The following is a 21943-nucleotide window of genomic DNA, read 5'->3' as shown; positions in this document are numbered from 1 at the left end:
GGTGACGTCTGGCACACTGACGATTCGACTCGCGTGCGATCAATCCGCACGCTCGCACCCCATTTCAACGCTCCGATGGACGTCACAGCTACCCGCCCTGCCGCCCGCGCGCTCGACGTGTTCCACCCGGCCGTCGCCGCGTGGTTCCGGCGCACGTTCGCCGCGCCGACCGGCGCGCAGGCGCTCGCGTGGCCGCACATCAAGGCCGGCCGCTCCACGCTCGTCGCCGCGCCGACCGGCTCCGGCAAGACGCTCACCGCCTTCCTGTGCGCGCTCGACGATCTGGTGCGCGATGCGCTCGCGCACGACGGCACGCTGCCCGACGCGACGCTGGTCGTCTACGTATCGCCGCTGAAGGCGCTGTCGAACGACATCCACGTGAACCTCGACGCGCCGCTCGCCGGCATCGCCGAATCGCTCGCGCAACTCGGCCTGCCGGTCCCGGCGATCCGCACCGCGGTGCGCACCGGCGACACGACGCAGGCCGAGCGCGCGGCGCTGCGCAAGCGCGCGCCGCACATCCTCGTCACGACGCCCGAATCGCTGTACGTGCTGCTGTCGTCCACGTCGGGGCGGCAGATGCTGTCGAGCGTGCGCTCGGTCATCGTCGACGAAATCCATGCGCTGGCGTCGTCCAAGCGCGGCAGCCATCTCGCGCTGTCGCTCGAACGCCTCGACGCGCTGGCCGGGCACGCGCTGCCGCGCATCGGGCTGTCGGCCACGCAAAAGCCGATCGACGCGGTCGCGCGCTTCCTCGTCGGCGGGCCGGCCGACGCGCCGCGCGACTGCGCGATCGTCGACACCGGCCACACCCGCGAGCGCGACCTCGCGCTCGAACTGCCGAACGTGCCGCTCGAACCGGTGATGGCGACCGACGTGTGGGAACAGGTGTACGACCGCATCGCCGGGCTCGCGGCCGCGCATCGCACGACGCTGGTGTTCGTCAACACGCGGCGCACCGCCGAACGCATGGCGCGCCATCTCGCCGACCGGCTCGGCAAGGACGCGATCGCCGCGCATCACGGCAGTCTGGCTAAGGAGCACCGCTTCGACGCGGAGCAGCGGCTGAAACGCGGCGAATTGAAGCTGCTCGTCGCGACCGCGTCGCTCGAACTCGGCATCGACATCGGCGACGTCGATCTCGTCTGCCAGGTCGGCTCGCCGCGCGGCATCGCGCCGTTCCTGCAGCGCGTCGGCCGCTCGGGGCACCATGTCGGCGGCGTGCCGAAGGGGCGGCTGTTTCCGTTGTCGCGCGACGAGCTGGTCGAATGCGCGGCGCTGCTCGACTGCGTGCAACGCGGCGAACTCGATGCGCTGCGGATTCCCGAAGCGCCGCTCGACGTGCTCGCGCAGCAGATCGTCGCCGAAGTCGCGTGCACGGAATGGCACGAAGACGCGCTGTATGCGAGCTTCACGCGCGCCGCGCCGTACGCGCGGCTGACGCGCGAACGCTTCGACGAAGTGATGAAGATGCTCGCCGAGGGATTCACGAGCCGCCGCGGCGTGCGCGGCGCGTACCTGCACCGCGACGTGGTCGGCGGCACCGTGCGCGGCCGCCGCAACGCGATGATGACCGCGACCACCTCCGGTGGCACGATTCCCGACATGGCCGACTACGCGGTGCTGCTCGAACCGCAGGGCATCCAGGTCGGCACCGTCAACGAGGATTTCGCGATCGAAAGTCTGGCCGGCGACGTGTTCCAGCTCGGCAACCAGTCGTACCGGATCATTCGCGTGGAAACGGGCCGCGTGCGCGTCGAGGACGCGCAAGGTCAATCGCCGAGCATTCCGTTCTGGCTCGGCGAGGGGCTCGGACGCAGCGACGAGCTGTCGGCGGCGGTCGGGCGGCTGCGCGCACGGATCGACGGCCTGCTCGCGGAAGGCGACCGGCAGGCGAATGCCGGCGGACGCAAGCGCGCGGTCGGCAACGCGGCGGGTAAGACGGAGACGCACGGTAACGCCCAACCAGCGGCCCTAGCCGGCATCGTCACCGACTCGCGAACCGATGCCGCCGCCACCGCGCTCGCGCCCGCCGAAAGCCGCCTCGCGCCCGCGTTGCGCTGGCTCGTCGACGATCTCCGCCTGTCGCCCGACGCCGCACGCCAGATCGCCGACTACCTCGCGCGCACCCGCTCGGCGCTCGGCGCATTGCCGACGCAGGACACGCTCGTGATGGAGCGTTTCTTCGACGAATCGGGCGGCACGCAGCTCGTGATCCATTCGCCGTTCGGTAGCCGGATCAACCGTGCATGGGGGCTCGCGCTGCGCAAGCGCTTCTGTCGCAACTTCAACTTCGAACTGCAGGCCGCCGCGACCGACGACGCGATCATCCTGTCGCTGTCGCTCGCGCACAGCTTCGCACTCGACGAAGTGTGGCGCTACCTACGTTCGGCCAGCGCCGAGCACGTGCTGATCCAGGCGCTGCTCGACGCGCCGATGTTCGGCGTGCGCTGGCGCTGGAACGCGACCACCGCGCTTGCGCTGCCGCGTTTCACCGGCGGCCGGCGCACGGCGCCGCAACTGCAGCGGATGAAGAGCGACGATCTGCTCGCGACGGTGTTCCCCGATCAAGCCGCATGTCTCGAGAACATCGTCGGCGAACGCGAGATTCCGCATCATCCGCTCGTCGACCAGACGCTCGACGATTGCCTGCACGACGCGATGGACACCGACGGCTGGCTTGCGCTGCTGCGCCGGATCGAGAGCGGCGCGATCGAACTCGTCGAGCGCGACTTGCCCGCGCCGTCGCCGCTCGCGGCCGAGATCCTGAACGCGAAGCCCTACGCATTCCTCGACGATGCGCCGCTCGAGGAACGCCGCACGCAGGCCGTGCAGTCGCGCCGCTGGAGCGATCCCGAATCGGCCGACGATCTGGGCGCGCTCGACGCCGACGCGATCGCCGCCGTGCGCGACGAAGCGTGGCCGCTCGCGCGCGACGCCGACGAAATGCACGATGCGCTGCTTACGCTCGCATGCGTCGCCGACAGCGAGGCGCACGCGCACCCAGGCTGGCCCGAGCGACTCGCGGAACTCGCGGAACGCCGCCGCGCGACGAAACTCGCGACGCCGGGCGGCGCCGTGCTGTGGGTGCCGGTCGAGCGGCTCGTGTGCGTGCGCGCGCTGCATCCCGACGCCCGCACGACACCGGCGCTCAAGGTGCCGGCCGCGTGCGCGCAGCCGTGGGAAACCGATGCGGCGCTCGTCGACGTGATCCGCGCGCGACTCACCGGCTTCGGGCCGCTCACGCTCGATGCGATCGCCGCGCCGCTCGGCATGCCGCCCGCGTCGATCGCGACGGCGCTCGTGGCGCTGGAGCGCGAAGGCTACGTGATGCGCGGCCGCTTCACGCCGGGCGCGACGACCGACGAATGGTGCGAACGTCACCTGCTCGCGCGCATTCATCGCTATACGGTGAAGCGGCTGCGTCGCGAGATCGAGCCGGTCGAACGCGCCGATTTCATGCGCTTTCTGTTCCACTGGCAGCACCTGACGCCCGACACGCGCGGCACCGGTCGCGACGCGCTGGCAGCCGTGGTCGAACAGCTCGAAGGCTACGAGGCCGCGGCGAGCGCCTGGGAAGACGCGCTGCTGCCCGCGCGGCTCACCGACTACACGGCGGGCGGCCTCGACGAGCTGTGCCGCTCCGGCAAGCTGGTGTGGACCCGCATCGGCGCGCCGGCGCGCGCGGCCGGCACGCCCGTGAAGACGACGCCGATCGTGCTGTTGCCGCGCCGCCATCTTTCCGCATGGCAGGCGCTGCGCGATCCCGATGCGCAGCCGGCGCTATCCGCACGCGCCACACAGGTGCGCGACGCGCTTGCCGCACACGGCGCGATGTTCTTCGACGCATTGCTCGACGACCTGCACATGCTGCCCGTCGAACTCGAACAGGCGCTCGGCGAACTCGTGTCGGCCGGCCTCGTGAACGCGGACAGTTACGCGGGCCTGCGCGCGCTGCTGAAGCCGGCCGTCAAGCGCAGCGCGACCTATGCACCGCGTACACGACGCGGCGGCGCGCTGATCGGCGGGATGGACGACGCCGGCCGCTGGGCGCTCGTGCCGCGTCGGGCACCACCGGACGACGGCGCGCCCGCACCGAAACGCGGCCCCGCCACGACCGATCCCGACGCACTCGAACACATCGTGTGGACGCTGCTGCGCCGCTACGGCGTCGTGTTCTGGCGGCTGCTCGAACGCGAAGCCGACTGGCTGCCGAGCTGGCGCGAACTCGTGCGCGTGCTGCAGCGCCTCGAAGCACGCGGCGAGATTCGCGGCGGTCGGTTCGTCGCCGGGCTCGCGGGCGAACAGTTCGCGCTGCCCGAGGCCATCCCGATCCTGCGCGAACTGCGCCGGCAACCGGGCGATGGGCAGTATGTATGCGTGACGGGCGCCGACCCGCTGAATCTCGCCGGCACGCTGCTGCCCGGCGACAAGGTGCCGGCGCTGGCCGGCAATCGCGTGCTGTTCCGCGATGGCGTGCCCGTCGCATCGCTGGTATCGGGTACGTTCCACTACGCGCCCGAGCTGTCGCCCGCCGCGCGCGAGGACGCGCGCCTGCGGCTCGCGCGTTCCTGCTGACATCGGCTGACACGCACGCGGCACAAGACTACTGATCGCCGGGCCGCGCGGTCGCCATCGTTCCGGTAGCATCGAACGATCGACCGCGCGCTTGCACGCCTCGCCCACACAAGACAAGACTTCCGGAGACTGCCGCTCATGCCTTCGCATGCCGATTCGCCCGTTGCCCATCACGCGGGTTCGCTGACCATTTTCCAGGGCGCCGCGCTCTATATCGGCGCGGTGCTCGGCACCGGCGTGATCGCGCTGCCCGCGCTCGCCGCCGAAGTCGCCGGGCCGGCCTCGCTACTCGCATGGGCCGCGCTCGTCGTACTGTCCGGGCCGCTCGCGGCCACCTTCGCCGCACTCGGCGCCCGCTATCCCGATGCCGGCGGCGTGTCGACCTACGCGCGGCGCGCATTCGGCCCGAAGGCCGCGGCGATCGTCGGCTGGTGCTTCTACTTCGCGGTGCCGGCCGGCGCGCCGGCCGCCGCGATGTTCGGCGGCGCATACGTCGCGGCCGTCACGGGCGGCGGACACACGACGGTCGTCGTCACGGCCGCCGCGCTGATCGCGACCGTGTCGGCCGCGAACGCGTTCGGCGTCACCGTGTCGGGCCGCATGCAACTGGTGTTGTCGGCGCTGCTCGTCGCGCTGCTGCTTGCCGCGGTGCTTGCGTCCGCGCCGCATGCCCGCGCCGCGAACCTGCATCCGTTCGCCCCGCACGGCTGGCTCGCGGTCGGCCAGGCTGCCGCGCTGCTCGTGTGGAGCTTCGCCGGCTGGGAAGCGATCACGCATCTCGCGGCCGAATTCCGCCGGCCCGCGCACGACATGCCGCGCTCGGCCGGCATCGCGGTCGTGGTCGTCGGGTTCCTGTATCTGTCGGTGGCCGCCGCGAGCGTGACGGTGCTCGGGCCTTCCGCGGGTGCATCGGGCGCGCCGCTCGCCGAACTGATCGCGGGCGGCATCGGCGGCCATGCGCAGATGCTGGCGGCCGCCGCTGCACTGCTGCTCACGCTCGGCACGATGAACGCATATTTCGCCGGCGCGGCAAAACTCGGCGCGGCGCTCGGGCGCGACGGCGCACTGCCCGCATGGCTCGCGCAAGGCAGCCAGGTCGGCGGCGTGCCGCGCCGCAGCCTCGGCGTGATCGCGGTGCTCGCGGCCATCGCGTTGGCCGCCACGGCGCTGTCGGACGTCGGACCGAAGCCGCTCGTGCTCGTGACGTCGGGGTGTTTCGTGATGGTGTACGGGCTCGGCGCGGCGGCTGCACTGAAGCTGCTGCCGCGTGGCGGCATCGCATATCGTTGCGCGTGGATTTCGCTGATTGCGGTCGCCGGGCTGTTCGTGACGACCGGATGGTATTTCCTGTGCCCGCTGCTGCTCGCGGGCGGCGCACTGCTTTATCTGCAGGTTACCGGCCCGCGTCAATGATCCGATATGCGCCGCGGGCCGACGCCCACCGGTTCGCCGCACCGATCGCACGAACGATCACGCCGATCCGGCCGTGCGCCGTTCGTTCGCGCCCGTCAGGCCGGCACCAGCTCGAAGCTGAGCCGTTTGCCGAGCGCGGCGGCCGCGCTCGCGAGCGTCGCCAGCGTGAGGCTCGTGTCGGTTTCGTCGAGCAGACGGTTGAGCGCGGCGCGGCTGGTCTTCATCCGCGCGGCCATCGCGGTTTTCGTGATGTGCTGCGCCTTCATTTCCTGCCCGATCTGCCACGCGATCACGCGCTTGATCGCGGTGGCGGTGACCGCTTCGAGATTGCCGTCCGCTTCGAGGAAGGCGTCGAAATCGCTGCCGATATGCGGATTGTTCGTGGTCGTCATGTCGTACTCCAGGTGCATGGCGTTGCCGGCAGCCCGACCGTCGGAGACGGTGCGTTCCGGCGCAACCGGGGAATTCAGATGGCGTGCGTCAGCGCTTTCAAGCGCGCGACGGTGACGTCGAGATCGTCCGACGGCGTAGCTCGCGACTGCTTGAAGAAGCCGTGCAGCAGCACCATCGTGTCGCCGACGACCGTGAACAGCACGCGCGCGCTTCGCCCCGGCACCGTCACGCGGCTCTCCCACAGATCCTTCGCCATCTCCCGGACCAGCGGCATGCCGAGCGGCCAGCCGAGTTGAACGGTCTTGATCTCTTCGCCGATCGCCCTTCGCTCCGCCTGCCCGAGCGCATCGAGCCATTCGCGCACCGGCTCGTGGCCGCGGGCCGTCCGGAAGAACCGCACGCCGAGCGTGACCTGAATCTGCTGTCTCGCCATCGTCTTGTCATCCATCGTATCAAAAACGGTACGATATGCCAAGCACCCCGATGACGGCTACTGACCGGATGGCCACTCAATCCTTCGGCAAGAAGCAGATCGGACCCGGCGCATCCGCCAGGCCGGTGGATCACCGCTTGCCGCGAGCGCGCTTGCGCGCCGCGCGTGGCGCCTGGTGCGGGCGCGCATTGCCGAACCGCGATCGCGCGATGTCGCGCACCGCATCGATCAGCGTCCGCGCGACCGGCGACGGCTGCGCATCGGTACGCAGCACGAGCCCGACCGGCTCGTCGGTGCCCGCCGACGGCAGCGGCAGGCGCGCCAGCGCGCCGGCCGACAGATCGTATTCGGCTGCATAGAGCGGCACGAACCAGACCGCATCGTTCTCGAGCGTCAGTGCGCGCGCGACCGATACCGACAGCACCTCGATGAACGAATCCAGCGGCGGCGCGCCGCATGCGCCGAGCAGTTGCTCGGCGGACTGGCGGATCAACGTGCCGAACGGCGGCAGCACGACCGGGTAGCGCGCCAGCTCGGCGGCCGGCGCCGCGCTCGCGAGCAGCGGATGCCCGGCACGCACGACCGCGACGAGCGGCTCGTTGTACAACTGCTCGAACGCGAGCCCGATCATCCGCTCCGGCTCCGACAACCGCCCGATCGCACATTCGATCGCCCCGGATTTCAGACGCTCGAGCAACTCGGCGTTCGCGGCCGTCGCGATCCGCACGACGATGCGCGGCCAGCGCGCGGTCAGCGCCTTCATCAAGGCCGGTGCGAGCGAAGCCGCGACGGTCGGCAGCATGCCGATTTCCAGCGTCGCGGCAGCGGCCCCGCCCTCGCGCGCCAGCAGCCCGACGCCCTGCCGCAGCGCCAATACGCACGCATTCGCGTGCGGCATGAACAGTTGCGCTTCGCGGGTGGGCTGTGCGCCGTGCCGGCCGCGCTCGAACAGCTTCACGCCGAGGATCGCCTCCAGCTCGGCGATCGTCTTCGACACGGCCGGTTGCGTGATCGACAGGCTTTCGGCCGCCTTCTGCACGCCGCCCAGTTGCGCGACCGCGAGAAAACACTGCAGGTGCCGGAATTTGACGCGACCGTCGGCGATACGGTTATTCATAACGGGTGGTTATGCGAATGACGATGAATCGCCATTTTGCATAACTTTCCGGAAAGGCCCAAGCGTTCGGCACGGCGTCATGCATGGCGCCGCAGCGCGTGGAATCCCGTTGGCTCCCAGATCCGTTTCGCGATCAGCAGGGCCGTGCCGTGCTTCTGTCCGAGCGGCGCGGACGACGACTCCGCATGCAGCGCCGCCGCCTTGCTGCTCAGCCGCCGCAGCTCTTGTTCGAGCTCCGCGGCGGCCGCGTCCGTCAGCATTCCTTGCAGGAACGTCATCGTCTCGCCCGGACCGTCGAAGCGGCTGCCGAGAAAGTCGTCGAGCACGTGCGCATGGAAGTAGCGGCGGATCGGCCCGCCCGGCAGCCAGTCGAAATCACGCGCGACGCGTACGCGAATCCGATCGCCGGGCAGCAGCGCGATCACGTTCATCCGGTCGAGCATCAGTAGATACTTCACGCACTCGGCCTGCGTGACGCGATAGGCCGACACGATGTCCTGCACGGTCCAGTAATTGATCGCGCACACGGCGACCAGCAGCAGTTTCTCGTCCGACACGAGCAACGCCTCCTGCTGCTCGGTCAGCACGCGCAAGCGCGGCGCGGACGCGGATGCTTCCTGCACGAGCTCGGCGAGCGTATAGCCGAGCAGTTGCGCGATCTCCGCGATGCGCTCCAGCGTGAAGCGGCCGCTCGCGAACAGCCGCTTCACGCTCGTCTCGGAGATGTCGAGCGCACGCGCGACGTCCCGATAAGTCATTCCCTGCGCCTTCAACTGGCGCTTCAGCGTTTCGATGAGTTGGGCGGTCTCGGTCATGTTGGTATCGAAAAATGATGCTCGTGGTCGGATATTAGGCTACTCACACATCCACATCAGCAATTCAGGTTACTTGTCTGCATAATCCGCTCCGTCCTGTCACGCAACGACGGAGCCGAAATGACCACCCGAATCGACACAGCCGCCTGCGAATCGCACCACGCCGCCCCGCGCGATGCACGTGACACCGATCGCACGATGCCGCTCGCCACCCTGCGCACGCTGGCCGCCGGCGCGCACGTCGGCGATCTCGTGTTCATCCGCGAGCCGGCCGGTGCGCCGGATGCCGCGACCGGCTCGGCGGGCGTCTGGGCCAACCGCTTCGGCATCGTCGTCGATACGTCGGGCGACGAACCGATGATCGCCGAAGCCACGGCGTTCGCGTGGACGAAGCTCACGCCGCTGTCGCGCTTCGTCGCCCGTGCCGACGGCGGACGCATCGCGCTGGCGCGCCGCGTCGCGGCGGCCTCGGTCGACGCGCAGCGCCACATCCATGCGCTGGCCGAACGGCGAATCGATGCGCTGCTCGGCAATCGCTTCAATCTGCGCGCGCGGCGCGGCTTCTGCACGCAGTACGTGAACGACGTGCTCGGCGCCGGCCACGCGTCGACACCGTCGGCCCTGCTGCGCAGCGGCACGCTGGCGCTCGAATTCGACGGGATCGTGTTCGATCCCCGCCATCCGTGACGACGGGCACGCTTGGGGAGACCGGATAACAACGAGAACGAAAGACAAAAAAGCAGCGACGGGCTGGCTGGAGGGCCGTGCACGGGGTCGTCACCGACGACGCGAAGCCCGATCGCTTTTTCCGCCGGACAGGGTTCCTGTCCGGCGGAATTTTCATGGGCGGGACAAACATAACAAACGGTTATGCAATTCACGAAAAAAGGTCATTTTTCATAACTTTCCGGATTGGCTAAAGTCGTGGCGTCCACTTCGCGAAATACCTATCAGGAGACGCCCCGATGGATTCCCCCACGATCCTCACGCCGCGCGACTGGCCGTCGCATCCGGCCTATGTTCACCCCGAGTACCGTTCGTCCGTGAAGCGCGGCCCGACCCGTCCGCTGATCCCGCTGAAGGAGAAGCTGCGCGACCAGTACGCGCCGGTCTACGGCGCGGAAGATCTCGGCGCGCTGGACCACGACCTGACGAAGAACGCCGTGAAGAACGGCGAGCCGCTCGGCGAGCGGATGGTCGTCACCGGCCGCGTGCTCGACGAAGGCGGCAAGCCCGTGCGCAACACGCTCGTCGAGGTGTGGCAGGCCAACGCGGCCGGCCGCTACGTGCACAAGGTCGACCAGCACGACGCGCCGCTCGATCCGAACTTCCTCGGCGCGGGCCGCTGCCTGACCGACGACGAAGGCCGCTACCGCTTCCTGACGATCAAGCCCGGCGCGTATCCGTGGGGCAACCACCCGAACGCGTGGCGCCCGAATCACATCCACTTCTCGCTGTTCGGCGAATACTTCGGCTCGCGTCTGGTCACGCAGATGTACTTCCCCGGCGATCCGCTGCTCGCGTACGACCCGATCTTCCAGGGCACGCCCGAAGCCGCGCGCGAGCGCCTGATCTCGCGCTTCTCGATGGACATCACCGAAGAAGGCTATGCGCTCGGCTACGAATTCGACATCGTGCTGCGCGGCCGCGACGCCACCCCGATGGAGCGCTGAACCATGACGACGCTGAAGCAAACCCCTTCGCAGACGGTCGGCCCGTACTTCGCGTACGGCCTGTGCCCGCAGCAATACGACTACGACCTGAAAAGCCTGTTCACGCCGACGATCGCCGCCGCGCACACCGAAGGCGAGCATGTGCTGCTGGTCGGGCAGGTGTTCGATGGCGACGGCAACGTCGTTGGCGACGCGGTGCTTGAATTCACGCAGGTGGACGGCGCGGGCCGCTATCCCGCGTCGCGCGACGACATCGCGAAATCCGGCTTCACGGGCTTCGCGCGGGTCGGCACGGGCACCGACCCGCAGCAGCGCTTCGTCGTCGAGACGGTGAAGCCGGGCCGCGTCGCAGCCGACGAGGCGCCGCACATCAACGTGACCGTGATGATGCGCGGCATCCTCACCCACGCGTTCACGCGCGTGTACTTCGACGACGAAGCCGCGGCGAACGCGGTCGACCCCGTGCTGAACGCGGTGCCGGCCGAGCGACGCGCGACGCTCGTCGCGAAACGCGACGCGCAACCGGGCCGCCCGGTCGTCTACCGCTTCGACATCCGCATGCAGGGGCCGGAAGAAACCGTGTTCTTCGACGTTTGACGCATGCGCCGGCACTCGCCGGCTTCGTATGCAACCGCACCGCCGTGTGGCGCGATACCGGCAGGCATCGCGCCACACGGCGTTTTGAGGCCCGCGTCGCCATCATTCGATGGTGCGCCGCATCGTGCCCGGTAACGGCTGCGGATCCCTGCCATCATCGACTTCCCATCCCGATATCGAACGCGCCATTGAAACGCATGCTGCGAGAGCACATCAATCGTCGGGTCGCCCCGATATCGTTTGCGCGTTATGCGGCGTATTCTTCGTTATCTGCAACGAGTCGGCAGAATTGAATCGTATGAAGCAACAATGACAAGCGTCGTGCGCGACGCTGCCCGACAGGCGGTCCGCGCATTTGTCAGACAGAGTGCCTTTAAGCGCGTCTGGCCGAAGTTGGCGGGCGCGTATTTTTTTGGTGTCGCGGCCCGCGCACCGGCGTGACCCGCGCGGCGTCCCGGCGCCTAGCGACGAATCTCCAGATACCGGCTCGGCGTGTCGCCCAGAATGCGGCGAAATGCCGACGTGAATGCGCTCGCACTCGCGTAACCGAGATCGAGCGCGACGCGCGTCACCGGTTGCCCGTCGGTCAGGCGCGAAATCGCCGCGAGCATGCATACCTGCTGGCGCCAGGCGGCAAAACTCACGCCCGTCTGCGCACGGAACTGTCGCGTGAAGGTGCGCCGGCTCACGCCCGCGTCGGCCGCGACCCGATCGAGATCGGCCGCGATCGACGGCGCCGCGAACAGGTGCCGGCATACTTTCGCCAGTCGTGCATCGGCCGGTAATGGCGCATGCAGCGACAGGCGCGGCATCGTCGCGATTTCGGCGATCAGCAGATCCATCAGCTTGCCCGCGCGGCCGTCGACGTCGTACATGGCCGGCAAGTCGATCGCATCGTCGATCAGTTGCCGCAGCAGCGGCGACACGCCATACACGCCGCACTGGGTGGGCAGCCCGGCCGCCTGCGCGGCGTCGGCGGACACGAACGCGGTGAGCATCGTGACCGGCCCGGTCATCGTCAATTCGTGCCGCACGCCGGCCGGCACCCAGCATGCGCGCTGCGGCGGCACCAGCCAGCGGCCGTGCGGCGTGGACACACTGATCGTGCCGCGCGACGCGAATGCGAATTGCCCGCGCACGTGCGCATGATCCGGAAACGTCGTGCCCGCCGCAAATTCGTTGGCGAGCACGACCACGCTCCGGGGAATGTGTTCGTAGGGATCTAGCAGCGTATTTCTCACGGCCCGAATTCCATCATCAATGACCCGCTATCGAAGGCGGTCCGCCCCGCCGCGATCGGCCGGCCGGCCATGCGCCGGCGGCGTCGCGCGGCACGCGTCACCGCAACATGAACGACATCGCCGACAGGCTGTTCAGCGTGCGCACCGCGTGCTCGACCGACGGCCCGTCGAAACGCAGCGTCACCGCATCGACACGCTCGAGCGACGGCAGCACGCAGAACAGGTCGGCCAGCGCGGCCGTCTGCACGCGCAGCGTGCAAGCGGCCGGCGCGGGCCGATGAGCGCCCGCGCGCCGGCCGGACGACAGCGCTTGCGCGACCGTCTCCCGTGCGGCGGCCGCGATGCGCGCGCACGACGCGGACGGCGTAAGCGTCTCGCCGCTCGATGCGCCGCCGGCCGTCTTGAGCGTCTCGAAACGCGCGTCCGGAAACAGCGGTTGCGTTTCCTCGGCGAATACGTCGTCGCCCGTCGCGAGCGCGACGTGCGCGCCGTATTCGCGCGCCAGCGCGCCGTACAGCCCGGCTTCGCCGAGCTCGACGCCGTTCAGCCACACCTGCGTGAACGCGAAGCTGTTGATCGTGTGTGCGAGCACGCCGCGTGTCTGCGATTTCGCGTGATAGCCGATCATGAATACGAGGTCGGGCTGCTGTTCGAGGCCCGCCATCATCCCGAGCGTACGCGGCTTGCCGAGTACGACGCGCGCCCGCGCATCGAGCCCGTCGGGCAACAGGTTGCGAAAGCCGCCGTGCGAATCGTTGACCCAGACGGCCTGCGCACCGCCGGCGAATGCGCCTTCGATCGCCGCGTTCGCCTCGGCGGTCATCCAGCGGCGCGCCCGCTCGTATTCCGGATTGCCGGCGCGCGTCTGCTCGACGGCGAATACGCCCGCGACACCCTCGATATCGGTCGAGATCAGGATCTTCATGGCAGGGTCGAACGTCCTTCGTCGTTTTCGTTGAACAACCGGTCGAGATCGGGCACCGCGTCGCGCAGCGATTGCCGCACGTGACCGTCGCGCCCGGCGACCGTCACCGCCTGCAGCAACGCGTCGGCGATCGCATGCTCGACGCTTTCGGCCGCGGCCATGAACAGCGGATCGAGCGCCGCATCGGCCACGAGGGCCGGCAGCGCGATCGTCGATGCGTCGTGCGCGATCGTGTAGGCAGTCGAGAAGGCGAGCGCGATATCGCCGCTGCCATGCCCGTAGACGGAGCCCGTGCGTGCCAGCCCCGCCGCCGCTCGGCGCGCGAGCCGCGACAACTGCCGCGCGTCGAGCGGCGCATCGGTGGCCAGCAGCAGGATGATCGAGCCCTGCTCGGGCGGCGCCGTGTGGGCAACTTCGGCCGCGCGCCGTTGCGCGACGATGCGCCCGAGCGGCACGCCGCCGAGCGTCAGCATCGGCAGCCGGCCGAAATTCGCGAGCACGAGCACGCCGACCGTATAGGGCCGGCCGGCCGCGACGGCCACGCGCGACGCGGAGCCGATCCCGCCTTTCAGGTCGAAGCACGACATCCCGCGTCCGGCGCCCACCGCGCCGCGTGCGACGTCGCGCGATGCCGCGCGGCATGCGTCGTCGTAATGCGCGGCCGTGACCGCGCATGCCTGGATATCGTTCAGGTAACCGTCGTTGCACTCGAACACGAGCGGATTGACGGTCGGCCAGTCGCGGCCGACCTGTGGATTCGCCGCGATCGCCGCACGGATCTGCGCGTGGGCAACCACGCCGACGCCGAACGTATTGGTCAGCGCGATCGGCGTATCGAGCGCGCCGAGCTCGTCGACCTGCACGAGCCCGACGCTCTTGCCGAAACCGTTGATCACGGCCGCCCCGGCCGGCACCTTGCTGCGGTACACGTCGCCCGGATGCGGCTTCACGACGGTCACGCCCGTCTGCACGTTGCCGGCATCGAGCGTGCAATGGCCGACCGTCACGCCCGGCACGTCGGCGATCGTGCCGCGCGGCCCGGCCGGCAGCATCGCCGTCCACATCGGTGCGGCGCGCATCAACGGCGCTCCAGCTTCGGGTCGAGCGCGTCGCGCAGCCCGTCGCCGAGCAGGTTGAACGCGAGCACGGTCAGGAAGATCGCGAGGCTCGGGAACACCGCGATGTGCGGCGCCGTCACCATGTCCGCGCGCGCCTCGTTGAGCATCGCGCCCCACTCCGGCGTCGGCGGCTGCGCGCCGAGCCCGAGGAACGACAGGCTCGCGGCGGTGATGATCGACGTGCCGATGCGCATCGTGAAGTAGACGACGACGGACGACACGGTGCCCGGCAGGATGTGCCGCATGATGATCGTCCAGTCGGACGCGCCGATGCTGCGCGCGGCCTCGACATAGGTCATGTGCTTGAGCATCAGCGTGTTGCCGCGCACGAGCCGCGCGAACGCCGGGATGCTGAAGATCGCGACCGCGCAGATCACGTTGACCATCCCGTTGCCGAGGATCGCGACCACGCCGATCGCGAGCAGGATGCCCGGGAACGCGAACAGCACGTCGGCGATGCGCATCGTGATGCGGTCCCACCAGCCTTCGTAATAGCCGGCGAGCAGCCCGAACAACGTGCCGATCGCCGCGCCGAGCGCGACCGAGAAGAAGCCGGCCGCGAGCGAAATGCGCGTGCCCGCGACGATCCGGCTGAAGATGTCGCGGCCGAGCGAATCGACGCCGAACCAGTGCGCGGCCGACGGCCCCGCGTTCAGCGCGTCGTAGTCGAAATAGTTCTCCGGATCGAACGGCACGATGTGCGGGCCGACGAAGGCGAGCACCACGAGCGCCAGCACGAAGCCGCCGGCGACGAGCGCGACGGTCTGCTTGCGGAACTTGCGCCAGAATTCGCGCCACGGCGTGCGGATCGCGGTCGGTGCGGCCGGCGCCGCGGGCTGGGCAGTCGCGTTCATTCGCGCCTCACTTGAACCGGATGGTCGGGTTGATGACCGCGTACAGCACGTCGACGGTCAGGTTGATCAGGATGAATTCCAGCGAGAACAGCAGCACGATCGCCTGGATCACCGGGTAGTCGCGCATCGTCACCGCGTCGACGAGCAGGCGCCCGAGCCCCGGCCAGTTGAACACGACCTCGACGACGATCGAGCCGCCGAGCAGGAAGCCGAACTGCAGCCCCATCATCGTGACGACCGGGATCATCGCGTTGCGCAGGCAGTGCTTGAGCACGACCATCGGCTCGTGCACGCCCTTCGCGCGCGCGGTGCGCACGAAGTCCTCGTTCAGCACCTCGACGAACGACGCGCGCGTGAAGCGCGCCATCACGGCCGCGACCGCGGCGCCGAGCGTCAGCGACGGCAGCACGTAGCTCTTCCACGAGCCGTCCGGCACGACCGGCAGCCAGCCGAGCTTCACCGAGAAGACTTCCATCAGCAGCATGCCGAGCGCGAACGCGGGAAACGAAATGCCCGACACCGCGAGCGTCATCCCGATACGGTCGGGCCAGCGATTGCGCCAGACCGCCGACGCAATTCCGATCGCCATCCCAAACAGCGTCGACCACACCATGCTGACGAGCGTCAGCATCAGCGTCGGCATGAAGCGTTCGCCGATCTCGGTCGAGACCGGCCGCTTGCTGCGCGTCGACACGCCGAAATCGCCGTGCGCGATCTTCACGAAGAAGTTCGCGAACTGCGTGGGCAGCGGCCGGTCGAGCCCGAGGTCGGCGCGCACGAGCGCGATCGTCGCGTCGTCGGCTTCGGGGCCGGCCGCGAGTCGTGCGGGGTCGCCCGGCAGCAGGTGCACGAACAGGAACACCAGCACCGCGACGATCGCGAGCGTGGGCAGCAGGCCGAACAGGCGTTTGACGAGGAAATTCAGCATGGGACACCGATCGAATCAGCGCACCGGCGGCTCGCGCCGCCGGCACTGCGTGGCGGACGAACCGCCGTCATTTCAGCGAGATCTCGTCGAAGTTGAACGAGCCGTCCGGCATCACGTACGCGCCCTGCAGCCGCTTGCTGCGTGCATACACGATCTTCTCCTGCACGAGGAAGATCCACGGCGCATCGGCCCAGATCTGCTTCTGCGCATCGGCGTAGAACTCGGCCTTCTTCGCGCGATCGGTCGTCTCGAGCGCCTTCGTCAGATCGCCGTCGACCGCGTCGTTCTTGTAGTACGCGGTATTGACGAGCTTCGGCGGCGCGGACGCGCCGGCCAGCAGCGGCGTGATCGCCCAGTTCGCTTCGCCCGTCGACGACGACCAGCCGATGTAGTACATCCGCACCGGCGCCTTCGCCGGATCCGGCGCGCTCTCGACCTTCGCGACGCGCTCGCCGGCTTCCAGCGCCTGCACCTGCACCTTCACGCCGACCTGCGCGAGCTGCTGCTGCACGAACTGGATCGCCTTCTGCGACGTCGAGTTGTTATACGCGGACCACAGCGTCGTCTCGAAGCCGTTCGGATAGCCGGCTTCCTTCAGCAGCGCACGCGCCTTCGCCGGGTCGTACGGCCACGGGCCCAGCTTCGTCGCGTAATCGACGCCCTGCGGTACCACGCCGGTCGACGGCGTCGCGAAACCGGAGAACGCAACCTTCGCGAGCGCTTCCTTGTTCACCGCGTAGTTCAGCGCCTGGCGCACCTTCGGGTTGTCGAACGGCTTCTGCAGCATGTTCAGCGACACGTAGCGCTGCACGATCGACGGCCGCTCGACGACGTCGACCTTCGGGTTGCCTTTCAGCTCGGTCGCCTGCTCGAACGGAATGCGGAACGCGAAATCGGCTTCGCCCGTCTTCATCAGCGCCGCGCGCGTGTTGTTGTCGACCACCGGCTTCCAGTCGATCGCGTCGATCTTCGGATAGCCCTTCTTCCAGTAGCCCGCGAACTTCTTCACCTTCAGGTCGTCGGTCTGCTTCCACTCGACGAACTCGAACGGTCCGGTGCCGACCGGATGCAGCGCGATGTCGCGGCCCCACTTCTTCAGCGCGGCCGGCGAGATCATCACGGCCGACGGGTGCGCGAGCGTGTTGATGAACGCCGAGAACGGCTCGCGCAGCGTGACCTTCACCGTGGTCGGATCGACGACTTCGGTCTTCTCGATCACGCGGAACATGTTGTAGCGCTTCAGGTGGTTCGCGGGATCGGTCACGCGGTCGAAGTTCGCCTTCACGGCCGCCGCGTTGAAATCGGTGCCGTCGTGGAACTTCACGCCCGAGCGCAGCTTGATCGTGTACGTCTTCGCATCGGGGCTGGCTTCATAGCCCGTCGCGAGCACGTCGACGAGCTTCATGTCCTTGTCGAAGCCGAACAGGCCCTGGTAGAACGACTTGACCACGGCCTGCGACACCGTGTCGTTCGCGTCGTACGGGTCCATCGTCGTGAAGGTCGAATCCACCGCCATCACCGCGGTCTGCTGCGCGTACGCGGGCAGCGCGGCCGACAGCGCAAACGCGCCGGCAAGCGCGACGAAGCATGCGCGCGGACGAAACATCGGAAACGGATGCTGCTGGGTCATTTTGCTGGGCTCCTATCGGTGAATCGGTGACGCCTCACGGGCGTTTCGGTTTCGACTGCCTGCGGGTGCGTGCGCCGTCGTCGTCGCGCACGACTCCACCACTCAATACGCGCCGCCGACGCGATGCGTCGCGACGTAATGATCGGGGCCGACCGCGACGAGCGGCGCGACGAGCGGCTCGTCGCCGATCGCGCGGATCGGGCTCGGAATCTCGTCCGCCGCGAGCTGGCGCGGCGCATGCCGGCGCGCGGGATCGGCCACCGGCACCGCGCTCATCAGCTTCTTCGTGTACGGATGCTGCGGCGCCTCGAACACCGCGCGGCGCGGGCCGATCTCGACGATCTGGCCGAGATACATCACCGCGACGCGATGGCTGACGCGTTCGACCACCGCCATGTCGTGCGAGATGAACAGGTATGCGACGCCAAGCTCGCGCTGCAGGTCGAGCATCAGGTTGACGATCTGCGCCTGCACCGACACGTCGAGCGCCGACACCGACTCGTCGGCGATCACGACCTTCGGGTTCAGCGCGAGCGCACGTGCGATCGCGATCCGCTGACGCTGGCCGCCCGAGAATTCGTGCGGATAGCGGCGGGCGGCTTCCGGCGGCAGGCCGACCTTGTCGAGCAGCCAGTCGACCCGCGCCTGCGCTTCGCTGCCGCTCGCGACGCCGTGCACCAGCAGCGGCTCCATGATCGAAAAGCCGACGGTCAGGCGCGGGTTCAGCGACGCGAACGGGTCCTGGAAGATGAACTGGATGTTGCGGCGCAACGCCTGCAGGTCCGGGCCCTTCAGCGCGCTGATGTCGCGGCCGTCGAATTCGATCGAGCCGCTTTGCGATTCGACGAGGCGCAACAATGAACGGCCGGTGGTCGACTTGCCGCAGCCCGATTCGCCGACGAGCGCGAGCGTCTCGCCCGCGCGCAGCTCGAAGCTCACGCGCTCGACCGCATGCACGTATTGCGACACGCGGCCGAACACGCCGCTCTTCACCGGAAAGCGCGTGACGAGATCGCGCACGCGCAGGATCGGCGGCGCGGCGCGATCGACGGACGGCTGCGCGTCGTTCGCGGCGGACGCCGTAGCCGGCGCCGGCGCGCTCGCGCCGTCCACCTTGAGCAGCGGGAATTTCTCGGGTGCGTCGGTACCCTGCATCGAGCCGAGCCGCGGCACGGCCGCGAGCAGCGCCCGCGTGTAGCGATGCGCGGGCGTCGCGAAGATGCGGTCCGACTCGCCCTCCTCGACCTTCTCGCCGCGGTACATCACGAGCACGCGGTCGGCGACCTCGGCCACCACGCCCATGTCGTGCGTGATGAAGATCACGCCCATGTTCATTTCGTCCTGCAGCCCGCGGATCAGTTGCAGGATCTGCGCCTGGATCGTCACGTCGAGCGCGGTCGTCGGCTCGTCGGCGATCAGCAGCGCGGGCCGGCACGACAGCGCCATCGCGATCATCACACGCTGCCGCATCCCGCCCGACAACTGGTGCGGATGGCGGGCGAACACGCGGCGCGCTTCGGGAATGCGCACCAGATCGAGCAACCGCAGCGCTTCCGCGCGTGCTTCGGCGGCGCTCTTCGACTGGTGCAGCGCGATCGCCTCGCTGATCTGGTCGCCGACCGTAAACACCGGGTTCAGCGACGTCATCGGCTCCTGGAAGATCATCGCGATGTCCGCGCCGCGGATGCCGCGCATCGTCGCGGCACTCGCCTGCGCGAGATCGACCAGCGCGCCGCCACGGCGCCGGAACGCGATGCGGCCGCTCGTGATTTCGCCGCCGCCGTGCTCGACGAGTCGCATCAGCGCGAGCGACGTGACCGACTTGCCCGAGCCCGATTCGCCGACGATCGCGAGCGTCTCGCCGCGATCGACGTGAAACGACACGTTGCGAACCGCGTCGAACGTCGCGCCTTCGCGACGGAAGGTGACCGACAGGTCGTCGACGGCCACCACGCGCTGCTCGGGCAGCGCCGGGACCGACGGGTTACGGCTCGATGTCATGCGTCTCTCCTCGTGCGATCCGGGATCAAGCCGCGTCGTCGCGGTAGATGCCGACGACCGGCGCTTCACCGACGCGTGCGTAGCCGCGGTACATCCCTTCGGTGTTGAACGGCATCGCGACGTTGCCCCGTGCGTCGACCGCGATGATCCCGCCGCGGCCCGCGAGGCGCGGCAGCTTGTTCATCACGACGTCGTGCGCGGCATCGGCGAGCGACGCGCCGCGATACGCGATCTGCGCGGCGACGTCGTAGGCCGTCGCGAGCCGCATGAATATCTCGCCGGTGCCCGTCGACGATACCGCGCAGGTCGCGTCGTCCGCGTAGCAGCCGGCGCCGATGATCGGCGAATCGCCGACGCGCCCCGGCTGCTTGTTCGTGATGCCGCCCGTCGACGTCGCCGCCGCGATGTGGCCGTTCAGGTCGCACGCGACCGCGCCGACCGTGCCGTGCTTGCGGTCCGGATCGAGCGGCTCGGCCGGCTGCGGCTGTTGCTGCGACTGGCCGAACACGAACGTCGCCGCATCGTGGTCGAGCATCGCGCCGGCCGCCGCGCGCGCCTTCACCCACTGCGCATGCCGCGACTCGGTGTCGAAGTAGCCGGGATCGGCGAGTTCGAGCCCCTGCGCGGCCGCGAACGCATCGGCGCCCGCGCCGGCGAACAGCACGTGCTCGCTCGCCTCCATCACGCGCCGCGCGGCGAGCACCGGATTGCGCACGCGGGTCGCGCAGCAGATCGCGCCGGCGCCGAGCGTCGCGCCGTCCATGACCGCCGCGTCGAGTTCATGCTTGCCTTCCGCCGTATAGACGGCGCCGCGCCCGGCGTTGAACAGCGGACAATCCTCGAGCATCCGCACCGCGACGGTGACGGCGTCGAGCGCGCTGCCGCCCTCGGCCAGCACCTGTTGCGCGGCCTGCAGGATCGCGGTGAGTTCGTCGCGGTATCGACGTTCGGTGTCGGTATCCATCGCTTCGCGCAGGATCGTGCCTGCGCCGCCGTGAATCGCGACGATCGCGGGTGAAGTCATGATTTTTTCGGACGGGGGAAAGAAGGGTTGGCGGCCGGCAACGCCGCTTGCGGCTGCACGAGCCACGGCAGCAGGAATTCGGTCATCTCGGCGGCGGATTTCGCGGACCGGTGCGTGCGCAGCGCGACCGCGTCGATCAGCGCCTCAATCATCGTCAGCACGGCGGCTTCCGACGTGGCCGCGAAACGCCGCTCGGCCTTGACGTACAGGTTCAGCGACGCGAACGACGCGAGCGGCGATTGCGGGCCGTCGGAGATGCCGAGCACGCGCGCGCCGCGCGCCGCCGCACGACGGGCCAGCTCGATCGTGTCCTTCACGTAGCGCGGAAACGCGAGCGCGATCACGAGATCGCGCGAATCGGCCGTGTACAGGCGTCGCGCCGCATGCGACGGCCCGCCGAGCAGCGCGAGCGATTGCACGCTGTCATGGCAGACGGACAGTCCGTGCTCCATCAATCCGGCCAGAAACGCGCTCGACCCGGCGCCGAGAATCAGCACGCGCCGCGCGCCGACGATCGCCTCGACCGCCGCCTCGACATCGGCTGCGTCCAGTTGCGCGCGCGTGTTCTCGATGTTGGCGGCAGCCTGGTCGAACACCGCGTCGATCCAGACCGCGCCGCGCACGCCGGACTCCTGCTCCTGCGCGGAACGCAGCCGTTCGACCGGCCCGAGCGTGGCCTCGAAGCCGCGCACGAGCGCCGCGCGCATCGCCGGATAGCCGTCGAAACCGAGCGCCTTCGCGAAACGGTTCGCGGTCGCGATCGACGCATTCACCGCCTGCGCGAGCTCGTCGATCCGCATCGTCGCGGCGCGAAACGGGTTCGCGAGCACGAATTCGCCCATGCGCCGGTGAATCGGCGTCATCGACGGCATCGCCGACGCGATCCGCTCGGCGATCGCGGGTTCGTCGTGACTGACATCGGGCGGAACGAGAGGCGTCATGCGAAGGGTTGTTGCAAGGTTCGATGAAAATCAATTTACACAATCCATCTCCCGAAAAGAAATAAATTTTCATCAGGGTTGTCACGCCCCCTGCGGCGTACGTCGACCGTCCGGACGATCGTCCGGGCCGCCGCACGGGCCTTCGACGGGCAACCGCCTGCGCTGCCGCGCGCCCGGTCGCCACCGTTCATCGGGAAAACCCCGAGTACGTTCGTTCGAATGCAGATTCACGTTGACCGGATTCGCAATCGAACATAGGATG

Annotated in this window: 18 protein-coding genes; 5 read left to right on the top strand and 13 right to left on the bottom strand. The window is 68.9% G+C overall.

Annotated features, from left to right (window positions below):
• Positions 1-75: 75 nt before the first annotated feature.
• The gene (locus tag WS89_RS02445; RefSeq protein ID WP_059789389.1) at positions 76-4578 is read left to right on the top strand and encodes a DEAD/DEAH box helicase; all 4503 of its coding nucleotides are present in this window, start codon (positions 76-78) and stop codon (positions 4576-4578) included.
• Between the two features lie 138 nt (positions 4579-4716).
• Positions 4717-5991: an APC family permease gene (locus tag WS89_RS02440; protein ID WP_059789388.1), complete on the top strand. Its 1275-nt coding sequence runs from the start codon at positions 4717-4719 to the stop codon at positions 5989-5991.
• 95 nt (positions 5992-6086) lie between these two features.
• On the opposite strand, the gene WS89_RS02435 is transcribed toward WS89_RS02440, so the two are convergent.
• The 4 genes from WS89_RS02435 to WS89_RS02420 form a co-directional block, all read right to left on the bottom strand.
• A complete protein-coding gene (locus WS89_RS02435; RefSeq protein WP_059789705.1) occupies positions 6087-6383 on the bottom strand; it encodes an XRE family transcriptional regulator in 297 nt (98 codons plus the stop codon).
• Positions 6384-6457: 74 nt separating this feature from the next.
• Positions 6458-6817, bottom strand: coding sequence for a type II toxin-antitoxin system RelE/ParE family toxin (locus WS89_RS02430; protein WP_059789704.1), 360 nt, complete (start codon positions 6815-6817; stop codon positions 6458-6460).
• A 130-nt stretch (positions 6818-6947) separates the two neighbouring features.
• Positions 6948-7934, bottom strand: coding sequence for a pca operon transcription factor PcaQ (gene pcaQ, locus WS89_RS02425; protein ID WP_059789387.1), 987 nt, complete (start codon positions 7932-7934; stop codon positions 6948-6950).
• Between the two features lie 77 nt (positions 7935-8011).
• Positions 8012-8749 (bottom strand): helix-turn-helix domain-containing protein, encoded by a 738-nt coding sequence (locus tag WS89_RS02420; RefSeq protein WP_059500708.1) that lies wholly within the window; start codon positions 8747-8749, stop codon positions 8012-8014.
• A 120-nt stretch (positions 8750-8869) separates the two neighbouring features.
• Between WS89_RS02420 and WS89_RS02415 the strand changes: the two genes are divergently transcribed.
• The 3 genes from WS89_RS02415 (at position 8870) to pcaG (ending at position 11019) form a co-directional block, all read left to right on the top strand.
• Positions 8870-9436, top strand: a complete 567-nt coding sequence (locus WS89_RS02415) for a YiiX/YebB-like N1pC/P60 family cysteine hydrolase (RefSeq protein WP_059789386.1) — start codon at positions 8870-8872, stop codon at positions 9434-9436.
• 278 nt (positions 9437-9714) lie between these two features.
• Positions 9715-10422 carry a protocatechuate 3,4-dioxygenase subunit beta gene (gene pcaH, locus WS89_RS02410; RefSeq protein WP_059500710.1) on the top strand — a complete coding sequence of 236 codons (708 nt, stop codon included), beginning with the start codon at positions 9715-9717 and terminating at the stop codon, positions 10420-10422.
• A gap of 3 nt (positions 10423-10425) precedes the next feature.
• A complete protein-coding gene (gene pcaG / locus WS89_RS02405; protein WP_059500711.1) occupies positions 10426-11019 on the top strand; it encodes a protocatechuate 3,4-dioxygenase subunit alpha in 594 nt (197 codons plus the stop codon).
• Positions 11020-11480: 461 nt separating this feature from the next.
• On the opposite strand, the gene WS89_RS02400 is transcribed toward pcaG, so the two are convergent.
• The 9 genes from WS89_RS02400 to WS89_RS02360 form a co-directional block, all read right to left on the bottom strand.
• Positions 11481-12260, bottom strand: coding sequence for an AraC family transcriptional regulator (locus WS89_RS02400; protein ID WP_059500712.1), 780 nt, complete (start codon positions 12258-12260; stop codon positions 11481-11483).
• A 97-nt stretch (positions 12261-12357) separates the two neighbouring features.
• Positions 12358-13185, bottom strand: coding sequence for a M55 family metallopeptidase (locus tag WS89_RS02395; RefSeq protein ID WP_059789385.1), 828 nt, complete (start codon positions 13183-13185; stop codon positions 12358-12360).
• On the bottom strand, positions 13182-14264 hold the full coding sequence (locus WS89_RS02390; protein ID WP_059789384.1) for a DmpA family aminopeptidase: 1083 nt from the start codon (positions 14262-14264) through the stop codon (positions 13182-13184). Before WS89_RS02390 ends, WS89_RS02395 begins: the two co-directional genes overlap by 4 nt.
• Positions 14264-15157: a glutathione ABC transporter permease GsiD gene (gsiD, locus tag WS89_RS02385; RefSeq protein WP_059500715.1), complete on the bottom strand. Its 894-nt coding sequence runs from the start codon at positions 15155-15157 to the stop codon at positions 14264-14266. The genes WS89_RS02390 and gsiD overlap by 1 nt, the downstream gene beginning before the upstream one ends.
• A gap of 7 nt (positions 15158-15164) precedes the next feature.
• Complete coding sequence (gsiC, locus tag WS89_RS02380; protein WP_059789383.1) at positions 15165-16085, bottom strand: glutathione ABC transporter permease GsiC; 921 nt, start codon at positions 16083-16085, stop codon at positions 15165-15167.
• A 67-nt stretch (positions 16086-16152) separates the two neighbouring features.
• Positions 16153-17715 carry a glutathione ABC transporter substrate-binding protein GsiB gene (gsiB, locus tag WS89_RS02375; RefSeq protein ID WP_059500717.1) on the bottom strand — a complete coding sequence of 521 codons (1563 nt, stop codon included), beginning with the start codon at positions 17713-17715 and terminating at the stop codon, positions 16153-16155.
• Between the two features lie 102 nt (positions 17716-17817).
• Positions 17818-19716: a dipeptide ABC transporter ATP-binding protein gene (locus tag WS89_RS02370; RefSeq protein WP_059789382.1), complete on the bottom strand. Its 1899-nt coding sequence runs from the start codon at positions 19714-19716 to the stop codon at positions 17818-17820.
• A 25-nt stretch (positions 19717-19741) separates the two neighbouring features.
• Positions 19742-20740: an isoaspartyl peptidase/L-asparaginase family protein gene (locus tag WS89_RS02365; RefSeq protein ID WP_059789381.1), complete on the bottom strand. Its 999-nt coding sequence runs from the start codon at positions 20738-20740 to the stop codon at positions 19742-19744.
• Entirely contained in the window at positions 20737-21681 is a 945-nt protein-coding gene (locus WS89_RS02360) for a MurR/RpiR family transcriptional regulator (RefSeq protein WP_059500720.1), read from the bottom strand. The genes WS89_RS02365 and WS89_RS02360 overlap by 4 nt, the downstream gene beginning before the upstream one ends.
• Positions 21682-21943: the final 262 nt, after the last annotated feature.

The organism is Burkholderia sp. MSMB1072, assembly GCF_001524725.1.
Lineage (GTDB): Bacteria > Pseudomonadota > Gammaproteobacteria > Burkholderiales > Burkholderiaceae > Burkholderia.
Note: the sequence above shows the minus strand (reverse complement) of the source record. Positions and strands in the feature narration are given on the sequence as shown.